Raw genomic sequence first — 10,238 nt, forward strand, 5'->3', positions numbered from 1 at the left:
TCGTTCTTCGTTTAAATGAAAAATTATATTGCTCACAAGCGGCTCCCTAACTAAGACCGAAGAACGTTTTCACATTTGCCCCGCATGCATCTTCACGTCCTCGAGCGAGATATTAGGCCCGCCCAGAATGACGAGTCGCTCGACGATGTTGCGCAGTTCACGTACGTTGCCCGTCCAGGGTAATGTTTGCAGGTACGCCATGCCATCAGGCGAAATTTGTTTGGGTGAGCTATTGTATTCTTCGGCGATGTCTTGGAGAAACTTACTGGCCAGCAAAGGAATGTCTTCCCGACGCTCGGCCAAGGGTGGTACATGGATCACAATTACGCTCAAGCGATGGAAAAGGTCTTCTCGGAAATTGCCCTCCTGAATTTCTTTGCGCAAATCCTTGTTCGTGGCCGCAATCACCCGCACGTTGACCTTAATTTCTTTCTCGCCGCCCACACGGGTGATTTTATTTTCCTGCAAAGCCCGTAGGACCTTTGCCTGGGCTGAAAGGCTCATGTCGCCGATTTCGTCGAGGAAGATTGTTCCACCGCTGGCTTGCTCAAACTTCCCGATGCGCTGTTTGATAGCCGAAGTGAACGAGCCTTTTTCGTGACCAAACAGTTCGCTCTCGATCAGTTCGCCGGGAATAGCCGCGCAATTGACTTCCACGAGCGTCATATGCGCACGAGGGCTCTTGGTATGAATCTGCTTGGCCACCAGCTCCTTACCCGATCCGTTAGGCCCTGTCACCAGCACACGGGCCTCGGTAGGGGCCACCCGCTCGACAGACTCTTTCACCCGCCGGATAGCCTCCGAATCGCCTACCATTTCGTTGATCTTGTAAATACGCTTACGCAACTCAACAGCTTCGTACTCTTTGTTATAAGCCGCAATAGCGTTACGAACACTTATCAGCAAGCGGTTGAGATCGGGCGGCTTGCTTACAAAATCGTGTGCCCCCTGGCGGGTGGCTTCCATGGCATTATCAGTACTGCCGTAAGCAGTTATCATGATAAATTGAGTGCCCAAGCCTGCTTCTACTGATTTTTTTAGTAGTTCAAGACCACCCATTTTGGGCATTTGCAGGTCACAGAGAGCCACGTGGTACTCTCCTTTCTTCATTTTTCTGAGCCCTTCTTCACCATCTTTGGCCTCTTCCACTTCGTAGCCTTCGTATTCCAGGATGTCGCGCAGGGCCACGCGTATGTTGTCTTCATCATCAACGATGATTATTTTGACCATAGGTAGGGGGAGCAAGATTTATTTATGTTATTATACTTCTTCAAAAATAGAAAACATTGACCGTTTTACTTGTCCCGTTCCTACTTTCTTTTCCTTCGACAGGGTTCTTACAACGTTGTCAAAAGTGTCTCTGGCCACTATACGAACCATGTCAGGTCGCCATGTTTCTGCGTAATGTTCCAATCGAGTTGGCCATTTTCGAGATCGACTTTCCAGCTTTCTTTCAAAACCTGGGTATCTTCCAAATCTCGGTAGGTAGCGGTGAGGCGGTCGCCTTCCAATTGAAGCTGACAGAAGCCATTGTATCCCAGTTCGTGCCGCTTGATGCGGGTACGGACGCGACGGTCGTAGAAAGATAATTTATCCGTTTCCTTATCATTGTGCGGCATTTGCGTTTCGACTGGCATGCCGCCGTGGCCAATGCAGCGACCATAGGCCTGCAGTTCGGTTTTATTTTGACCGAGGTGGTAGCCCACAAGTCGATGGTCGTGGCCCCACAGCCAAATTACGGGTCGGGCTGCCTCACCCAGTAGCTCGCAGAGTTGCTCGCCGGGCTTGAAGTAGTCTTCCCGAAAGGCCGATATGTAGGGGTGATGACTCATGAAAACCAGGCCGCGCTTGTCTTCGGGATCGCCTAACCTTACTACATCGCGCAACCAGTCCATCTGCTCGTCGCGCAGGCGGCAGTCGGGCGGCGAAAGCACTTCCAGGAAGGGTCGTCCCACGGAGGTGTAACCCGTATCGAGACCGATGATACGCCAATGCTCGTTTTCCAGACAAAAGAAAGCTGCCCGTTGCGATTTCTTGACTCCTTCCGCATTGATATACATTGCCGGTAGCAATTGCTGGTAATAGGCGTCGCCGTTAGAGTACATCTCGTGGTTACCACAAAGCGCCAGGCTTCCCGATGCGCCGTAATACCACGAAGCGTAGGGTGCGGTAAAATTCTCGGCTATTTCATGCGGCGTTCCTACAAAATAAACGTCGCCAAGATGAATGGTATAGTCCGGCGCGTAGCGGGCCACCAAATGCGCCACGGCGTCGGACTCGGTGGTGTCGCTGGCCCAGTCTGACATGAGCGCAAGGGTGATAGATTCCCGGCTGGGTACGGAGGAAGTAAGCTGATAAATGCCGCTGTCTCCTTCGCTTGGGTAGGCCTGGTAGGCATGCCGGGCGCCGAAGCGGCTGCGCAGGTAGTGATATACGAACCCGAAAACGTTGGTACTGAAAAATTCGGAAATGATGCGCGAGGCTGAGGAGGTACGGGTGACATGCTCCTCGTACACTTTCTGTTGAGCCTTCGCGTGGTTTTCAACTTCTGAATGGCCCAGATCGAGGTATTTTTCTACTTTTTTTTCTGGTTTTTCGTCGGCAGAATCAGCGGGCATGGGTGGGAAAACTTTGGGAACGAAATTTATTTTCCGGGGCAATATAAGGATTAGTCGGGAGTAGTTTTCAGGTAAAAGACGGGAAACGTGTAGCTTTGTAGAATGCACACGTCCTTTTTATTCTGAATGCACCTATTACCTTTTCTCTATTCTACAGGTAGCCTTATCATTCTTGCTACGCTGATTCCCTTCATTCGCAATGACTATTGGGTGTTTAGGATATTCGAGTACCCACGTGCCCAGAAGTGGACCATTACTGCAATGATTCTTGTGGCTTTCGTCGCGATGACTGACTTTCAGTTCAACTACCAGTGGTTTTTTCTCGCTGCACTGGTGGCGAATCTGGCTTACCTCACCTATCAGATTTACCCTTTTCTGCCCATCGCCAGCTTTCAGATGAAGTCCGCTGGCTCGGAGGTCGAAGAAGGCTTTAGTCTGATGATTTCCAACGTTTTGCAATACAACAATGAATATGACCGATTGTTGGCTTTGGTAAAAAGCCGTAACCCGGATATTATCGTTCTATCCGAAACCAGTCACGATTGGGCCGAAGCAATGGCGACTATCCATGAGGATTATCCTTACAGGCAGGCTAAGCCGCTAGACAACACCTACGGTATCATTCTGCTTTCGCGATTGGAAATAGTTGAAAGTGAAATCCGCTTCCTGGTAGAAGACGATGTACCTTCGATTTTTGCTCAGATCAAAATGCCCGGTGGCGAATTGTTCCAATTATTCTGCATCCATCCCACCCCGCCCGTACCCGGCGAGAACATTCGCTCTACTGAACGTGACAAGGAAATATTGATGGTAGGGAAATTGGCTAAAAAATCGACACTGCCTGTCATTGTCTCCGGCGACCTCAACGACGTGGCGTGGAGTTATACCAACCAGCTTTTCCAGAACACCAGCGGACTGTTGGATCCACGACGGGGTCGTGGTTTTTACAACACATTTCACGCCAAGTATCCCTTTTTTCGCTATCCGCTCGACCACATTTTTTGCTCGTCCCACTTTCAATTAATAGAAATCGAACGACTACCCGCCATCGGTTCTGACCATTTCCCGATGTGGATCAAACTAGCTTACCTGCCTACAAAAGCTGACGAACAGGAAACACCCGACGCTGACGCGGAAGATGAGGAACTGGCCGATGAGAAAATTGCCAAGCCCACCAATTAAGTAGACTTCTGAAACTTTTCACTAGTCAGTTGTTCAGCGAATCAACCACACCACCCCCCTTTTCGTAAATGCTTGGCTTTCGGGCTGGTCGGTCAGCTTGTATTCTGCTCGCCAAGTGTACGCACCCGGCAGGCATGGCTGTCCCTGGTAGTACCCATCCCATGCTGCCTCCTTTTTGTTGGAAAAAAATATAACGCCACCCCAGCGGTCATACACCCAGAAACGTAGTTCGGCCGGCTGAGAGGTCAGTATCATCAATTGGTCATTTTGTCCGTCGGCATTCGGCGAGAAGGCATCAGGAATCCACAGTGACAGCGGACAGGCATCTACCACTTTCATGCTCTCGGTGATTTGGCAACCGGGACTACCAGTGACCACCACTTCGTAAGTACCCGCTCTATCCACTGAAATGCTTGGCTGCTCCTGGCCCGAATGGAGCCAGTTATAGGTAAGACCGTCACCCGTCGCCACCGAAGTCAGCGTCAGGGCTTCGTCACGCAAACAGGAAGTGAACATAGGCGGTTCGTAAGAATCCGGTAGACGTGGCAGCGTACCCAAAGTGATGTAAACAGAATCGCGGCTGACGCACTGTTCTTGCCGCATAGTCAACCCATACAGACCAGATTGGGAAACCAGGATCGAAGGGGTGGTAGCGCCATTTGTCCACTCATACTGAACGGCAGCGGTAGCGTTTGGCGTGTTGGGTTGAAGCACCGTCCCGTTTCCATCGGAGCAGATTGTCCGGTCTGGCCCCAGTTCCAGGGGAGGTAGCGGGTTTACTTTCACCATGACACTGTCACGTACGAGCTGATTGCAGAAATTCCGATATTCTACCACGTAAAGCTGATCCTTGTCAGGGCGCACGGTGGGGTTACGGACGTTGGCCGTGCCCGTCATTGCCGAGGCAGGACTCCAGCGATACACCCCATCGAGTGAATTTCGGGCCATAAGTTGCCGGGATTCGCCGCGGCAGATTTGAAGAGTACTTTGCCAAACGATATCGTTCTTAACACACACGGTTTGTCGGTTTGACTCGCCGCCCGTCGCTGCGGTAAAACCCCAGAATACCTCATTCTTGCCAAAAATGGCTGTCATATCAATGGGGACGCTGATCCGCTTCTCGCAATCGAAATATACTTCCAGTATTTTTAGTGGGGCAAGCCAGCTGATACGGACCAGATGGTCAGCCCCATCTTCGATGTTGTCCTGGTTGGCCGCAGCCCGCACTGGCCCCGCCAGATTGGAACTTTTCAGGTGATTCACGATGCCATTGCGCAAGATGGCAATGTGGTCAAATTCCGGGTCATTTTCGTCTAAATTCTGATGGGTGTCGAACTCAATGCCCAAAGCAGGAGAAAACCCTCCAAAACCAATACCCTGACCCGTCTGCCCAATGAGTGTGTTGCCCTGAGTCTGGAATGCGAACACCATTCCATCCGCGCCCTCTAAATCTTTATTCCCAAAATTCATGGAAAATTCCAGGCTAAAGGATGTTTGAAGGCTAATGGCTTGTTTGATCCATATTGTCCCTTTTTGCCAGCTTGCATCCTCTGTGATTAGATAGCAGTCATCGCCTAACTCTCGGACGGATGTACCCTGAATATTGTACTGGCATAGAGCAAAACGGCTGCCTGTCAGCCACAGTAAGAGGCTAAGGCAAAGGCGTAGGCGTAGCCGGGGCGTGAAGAATTCCATTACCTGTGTGTGTGTGTATAGTATAATAACGAGGCGGCAATTTAATAATAATTAACAGCACTGTAAAACAGTTGCTTGACAAGCCAAGCGGGAGCGGGCAGTTTAAGAGAGGATAGTGTGGAGATAGTCCTATTTTTTCATGAACTTGCGGGTATGACTGCATCTGCCTCGCCCGCTCGCCCGCTCTTTCGGATTCCTGATATTTTTAGTGGTTCTCCCGATTTGATCGCTGCCGAAAGTACTCGTCACGGCGGTGTAAGTCCATTCCCATTTGATTCGCTCAACCTTAGCGTACATACCGCCGATGCACCTGAGAACACATCGGAAAATCGCCGACGTTTCTGGCAGGCTTTGGGTATTGAGGAACATAAAGTAGCCACGTCCTATCAAGTGCATGGCAACGAAGTACTTAATATAACCAAATCCGGATACTACGAAGGTTACGATGCCCTTGTTACCCGGCATGTTGGTGTTGCCGTAGCCGTGACGACAGCTGACTGCACACCAATTTTATTATACGACCCTGCTCAACGGGCAATCGCCGCCATTCATGCGGGCTGGCGCGGGACCGTGGGAGGAATTGTCAGGAAAACAGTGGTGAAGATGCAAAATGAGTTTGGTTCCGCCCCTGCAGACATCCTGGCCTACGTCGGTACCTGCATTGACGAATGCTCCTTTGAAGTAGGAAACGAAGTAGCCGGACATTTTTTGAAACAGCACAAATATTTCAACCTCAAAGCCGGGAAATATTACGTCGATCTGAAAAAGGCCAACCGTGATCAATTGATTGGCGCTGGATTGACTGATTCGAATATTCAGCTCTCTCCCTACTCTACTGTCCTAAATAACGAAGATTACTTTTCCCATCGACTGGAAAATGGCAAAACGGGCAGAATGCTGGCTTGTATTTCCATGACTGAAAATGAGTAGAAAATAAAAATCACTTCCGCGTCGGCGAAAGTGATCTGGTAAGCAGTAAAGCAAACTACCCTACTTCAACCGTTGTAGCAACATCTCGTTGAAGTCCCGTTCTGCGCTGTATAGTTCGGTGAGTTGTTTGGGGGAGATGACCGTCAGGAAACGGTCCTGGTACTCCTTTTCCAACTCTACTTGCTTCTGTTTCAAATCTTGTACCTCTTTCAGGCTGTTCATTGCCTGATCGTCCGAAGCGTCAATACCTTTGCCCTTGACGAGTTGGCGCATCGAGCGGTTCATTTCCCTCTTCTTCTGGGAAAATTCGTTGTAAATTGGCCAGAAGTCTTTGGACTGTTCGGGCGTAAGGCTGAGTCGGTTGGTGATGATGGCTACTTTGGCATCCTGTATCTTCTTCATTTCCCCCTCGTTGCGACCTTGCGCCTGGGCATAAGTGGATGGAAAAGATAAAACGGTTAGCAAGAGTCCGGCCAAGAGCCAAATTTTGCGATGAATTGCTTTCATGAGTAAGAGATTCTATTTTAAAATTTAAATTGTTTCGTCCGTAAAAATGCCATCCTCAACCTGGCTGCGCAGAAAATCTTTATCCATGCCATCCAGATAATGTAGAACAGTCGAATCGGTTTGGAAAGCCGCCTGTACAGCGTCATTCTCGCTCAGGTCATAATAGCTGATATTTTCATCTGCCAGATATTCCAGGATGGCATCATCACTAACCTGACTGAGGCGTTCGTCTCCCAGTGCGCCTTGCTGTTGAGGGTAGGTGAACCAGACCAATGCTATAATCAAACTTAGTGCACCAGCTAGTCCCAGCGACCGCTGCCACGACCAGCTAACCAACGGCTGACGTTCAGGCGTAGCAGGCAAACGCGACATGATGATGGTTGGCAGTTTGTCGAAATAGCCATCGGGTACTTCAAAGGGAGCGTTGCGCTCCATATCTTCCAGACTTATATTATTGTCTTTCATAAATGAGGTGTTGTTCTAAAAACCTTTTCTACGACAAGGCGCGGGGAAGGTTAGTTTAATCAGTCTTGGTCAAAAAACTCTCAATCTTCTTCGTTGCCCAGTGGTATGACGCTTTTAAAGCTCCGACCGAGGTACCTGTCACCTCCGACATTTCCTCATAGGGCATTTCCTCAAAGTAGCGGTAGTTGAATACCAAACGCTGTTTTTCGGGTAAAGTCAGGATGGCTTGCTGCAATTTTAGTTGAATTTCGTCGCCGCCGATCAGCGGATCGCTATGTAGTTTTTCGGCCAGTTCTCCTTCCACATCGTTGATCGGCACAAAGTACCGTCGACGTTTTTTCTTCAAGAAATTGATGGATTCGTTGTGCGCAATCCTGAACAGCCAAGTGTAAAGCTTGGAGTCACCCCGAAACTTATCGAGCGCGTTCCACGCCTTGATAAATACCTCCTGCGTGATGTCGTTGGCATCGTCGTGATCTATGACGATCTTCCGCACCATCCAGTACACACGTTGCTGGTACGTCCGTACAATCTGGTTGAAGGCGTTCCGACGGGTGTCAGGATTGCGGTAAAGTTCTAAGAGTTCCTCGTCGTTCACTTATTCAGTGGAGAGTGGAGAATTGATAATTAATTATTTTCTTTCAATAGCGCGTTTGGCAGCGGCCACGATGTCTTTGGCGGTGAGGCCGTATTTTTCCATGAGCTTTTCGGGCGTACCGCTTTCGCCGAAACTGTCGTCTACGGCTACGTACTCTTGCGGTACGAGTTGGTTCTTGACAATTACCTGCGCGATACTGTCGCCCAGGCCGCCGAGACGGTTATGTTCTTCAGCGGATACCGCACAACCCGTCTTCTTAACCGATTTAAGGATAGCTTCCTCGTCAAGGGGCTTGATGGTGTGAATGTTGATAATTTCGGCATCGATGCCTTCCTTTTCCAGCATCTCACCCGCCAGAATGGCTTCCCACACCAGGTGGCCCGTAGCAAAAATACTCACATCCTTACCTTCATTGACCATCCACGCCTTGCCGATTTCAAACTTCTGATCAGGATCGGTGAAGATGGGTACTTTGGGACGGCCAAAGCGCAGATAAACCGGGCCTTCGTGTTCCGCGATGGCGATGGTAGCGGCTTTGGTTTGGTTATAGTCGCATGGATTGATGACCGTCATGCCGGGCAGCATTTTCATCATGCCCAGGTCTTCCAGAATCTGGTGCGTGGCTCCGTCTTCCCCCAGCGTAATGCCCGCGTGAGAGGCACAAATCTTCACGTTCTTGTTGGAATAAGCCACACTCTGCCGGATTTGATCATACACACGGCCGGTAGCAAAGTTAGCAAAGGTGGTAGCGAACGGAATCTTGCCACCAATCGTCAGCCCGGCGGACACGCCGATCATATTCGCCTCCGAAATACCGCACTGAAAAAACCGCTCCGGGTTTTCCTTAATAAATGGGGCTATTTTCAAAGAGCCAACGAGGTCAGCGCAGAGGGCCACGACGTTTTCATTTTTCTGGCCCAATTCAGTCATTCCCGCGCCAAAGCCGGAGCGAGTATCTTGCTTTTCAGTATAGGTGTATTTTTTCATGATATCTTAATATGTTAAAATGCTGGGTACTTCTTTATTCCGTGGCCAGTTGTTGTAGTTTGTTTAGGAAATAAGTCGCGCTGGGGCAGTTTGGGTGCTGGGCGGCGTTTTCGAGGGAGAAGCCGTATTTTATCATTCTTTTTGCTAAAATATGCTTCGTTCCACAGCCACGACCCCTCTTTTCGTTAAATAACACTCTCAGTACTTCATAAGGATTAGCTTGATCCTCGGGGTTCTCAAAGTCAAAATTTTCTTTTAGTAAACTACTCAGGGTGAATCTATCGGCTAGAAACCAGGACTCTACTTGCCTGACCGCTACGATTATAGTTCTATTTTCATCAGTAGTGATTCTATTTTTTGTAAAACTGATGCACGCGTCTTCATCCAAGTCAGTTAGAACTACTATCTTTTCAGCTCCTTTATCAATCAAAGGCTTGGTGAACTCAGGCAAATTTTGGGGTAATAAATTACCGTTTCCACCTGCGTCCCTGATCTCACCGACAATTTCGATTCCCAATTTGGAGAGGTACTTTTGAAACTTCTCCGACCCAACAATCTTTTTCTCGGTTGTCCCCTCGCAAATAAATCCGATTTTTACCACGGTATTCCAGCACCTAGTGAGTTAGTCAGCCAAGCTTCGTCTGCCTTCAATCCGTAAAAATCTCCTTTCTCGAACTGCTTAATTTGGGTCGCACCGTTTTCCTTATCTACCAATATGAGTTCTTTCTCTTTAAGTGCTCTCACTAATGTCTGAGAATGAGTATTTAGCCAAATGTAGTGCCCGTAATCTTCACACATCAATCTACATAATTCTACGAACTGTTGAACAACATAAGGGTTCAACCCATTTTCAGGCTCCTCGATACACAAAAACTGCGGCTCATCTGATTGAAAAACAGCGGTCAAAAGACAAATAATATTATAAGTACCATCAGAAATCAAATCTTTGGTAAAGGGTTTATCAATTCCCTTTTCGTAAATCAACAAAGTATCTGTACCAGACAGGTTATTTGAATCAATCTCTATTTTTTCAAAACCAGGAATAAATAGTTCCAGATATTCGGTAATATCTTCTCGTGTGATTTCATCTTCTAAAAGCCGATTCAAAACTTTTTCAAGATTTGAACAATCAATTCCTAACTTTTGATCAGAAATCTCCTTCACTCGCACTAAATCAGCATTTTTAATGAATATACGATTGAAATTTACAATGTGTAATACATCATTGTCATTTGACTTTATAAATTGTTCTGAAT

11 protein-coding genes are annotated in these 10,238 nt (G+C 48.4%); 2 read left to right on the plus strand and 9 right to left on the minus strand.

Annotated elements, in window-relative coordinates:
• Positions 1-69: 69 nt before the first annotated feature.
• Entirely contained in the window at positions 70-1,230 is a 1,161-nt protein-coding gene (locus ACEW8P_RS08990) for a sigma-54-dependent transcriptional regulator (protein ID WP_373512760.1), read from the minus strand.
• Positions 1,231-1,367: 137 nt separating this feature from the next.
• Positions 1,368-2,618 (minus strand): metallophosphoesterase, encoded by a 1,251-nt coding sequence (locus ACEW8P_RS08995; protein WP_373512750.1) that lies wholly within the window; start codon positions 2,616-2,618, stop codon positions 1,368-1,370.
• 126 nt (positions 2,619-2,744) lie between these two features.
• Between ACEW8P_RS08995 and ACEW8P_RS09000 the strand changes: the two genes are divergently transcribed.
• Positions 2,745-3,800, plus strand: coding sequence for an endonuclease/exonuclease/phosphatase family protein (locus ACEW8P_RS09000; RefSeq protein ID WP_373512751.1), 1,056 nt, complete (start codon positions 2,745-2,747; stop codon positions 3,798-3,800).
• Between the two features lie 33 nt (positions 3,801-3,833).
• On the opposite strand, the gene ACEW8P_RS09005 is transcribed toward ACEW8P_RS09000, so the two are convergent.
• On the minus strand, positions 3,834-5,495 hold the full coding sequence (locus ACEW8P_RS09005) for a gliding motility-associated C-terminal domain-containing protein (protein ID WP_373512752.1): 1,662 nt from the start codon (positions 5,493-5,495) through the stop codon (positions 3,834-3,836).
• A 153-nt stretch (positions 5,496-5,648) separates the two neighbouring features.
• On the opposite strand from ACEW8P_RS09005, the gene pgeF reads away from it, so the two are divergent.
• On the plus strand, positions 5,649-6,425 hold the full coding sequence (gene pgeF / locus ACEW8P_RS09010; RefSeq protein ID WP_373512753.1) for a peptidoglycan editing factor PgeF: 777 nt from the start codon (positions 5,649-5,651) through the stop codon (positions 6,423-6,425).
• Positions 6,426-6,485: 60 nt separating this feature from the next.
• On the opposite strand, the gene ACEW8P_RS09015 is transcribed toward pgeF, so the two are convergent.
• From ACEW8P_RS09015 to ACEW8P_RS09040, 6 genes are all read right to left on the minus strand, one after another.
• Positions 6,486-6,932 (minus strand): hypothetical protein, encoded by a 447-nt coding sequence (locus tag ACEW8P_RS09015; RefSeq protein ID WP_373512754.1) that lies wholly within the window; start codon positions 6,930-6,932, stop codon positions 6,486-6,488.
• A gap of 24 nt (positions 6,933-6,956) precedes the next feature.
• Positions 6,957-7,397 carry a hypothetical protein gene (locus ACEW8P_RS09020; protein ID WP_373512755.1) on the minus strand — a complete coding sequence of 147 codons (441 nt, stop codon included), beginning with the start codon at positions 7,395-7,397 and terminating at the stop codon, positions 6,957-6,959.
• A gap of 55 nt (positions 7,398-7,452) precedes the next feature.
• Positions 7,453-7,995, minus strand: coding sequence for an RNA polymerase sigma factor (locus ACEW8P_RS09025; protein ID WP_373512756.1), 543 nt, complete (start codon positions 7,993-7,995; stop codon positions 7,453-7,455).
• A gap of 33 nt (positions 7,996-8,028) precedes the next feature.
• A complete protein-coding gene (locus ACEW8P_RS09030; RefSeq protein WP_373512757.1) occupies positions 8,029-8,982 on the minus strand; it encodes a transketolase family protein in 954 nt (317 codons plus the stop codon).
• Between the two features lie 34 nt (positions 8,983-9,016).
• A complete protein-coding gene (locus ACEW8P_RS09035; protein WP_373512758.1) occupies positions 9,017-9,583 on the minus strand; it encodes a hypothetical protein in 567 nt (188 codons plus the stop codon).
• The coding region (locus ACEW8P_RS09040; protein ID WP_373512759.1) for an AAA family ATPase at positions 9,577-10,238 on the minus strand (662 nt) is incomplete at its 5' end. The genes ACEW8P_RS09035 and ACEW8P_RS09040, both read right to left, overlap by 7 nt.

Source organism: Persicitalea sp. (assembly GCF_041751555.1).
Taxonomy (GTDB): domain Bacteria; phylum Bacteroidota; class Bacteroidia; order Cytophagales; family Spirosomataceae; genus Persicitalea.

Bases quoted from the DNA above. Each gene is read 5' to 3' on its own strand.
- ACEW8P_RS08990 (WP_373512760.1), bottom strand. From the start codon at position 1,230: ATGGTCAAAATAATCATCGTTGATGATGAAGACAACATACGCGTGGCC.
- ACEW8P_RS08995 (WP_373512750.1), bottom strand. From the start codon at position 2,618: ATGCCCGCTGATTCTGCCGACGAAAAACCAGAAAAAAAAGTAGAAAAA.
- ACEW8P_RS09000 (WP_373512751.1), top strand. From the start codon at position 2,745: ATGCACCTATTACCTTTTCTCTATTCTACAGGTAGCCTTATCATTCTT.
- ACEW8P_RS09005 (WP_373512752.1), bottom strand. From the start codon at position 5,495: ATGGAATTCTTCACGCCCCGGCTACGCCTACGCCTTTGCCTTAGCCTC.
- pgeF (WP_373512753.1), top strand. From the start codon at position 5,649: ATGACTGCATCTGCCTCGCCCGCTCGCCCGCTCTTTCGGATTCCTGAT.
- ACEW8P_RS09015 (WP_373512754.1), bottom strand. From the start codon at position 6,932: ATGAAAGCAATTCATCGCAAAATTTGGCTCTTGGCCGGACTCTTGCTA.
- ACEW8P_RS09020 (WP_373512755.1), bottom strand. From the start codon at position 7,397: ATGAAAGACAATAATATAAGTCTGGAAGATATGGAGCGCAACGCTCCC.
- ACEW8P_RS09030 (WP_373512757.1), bottom strand. From the start codon at position 8,982: ATGAAAAAATACACCTATACTGAAAAGCAAGATACTCGCTCCGGCTTT.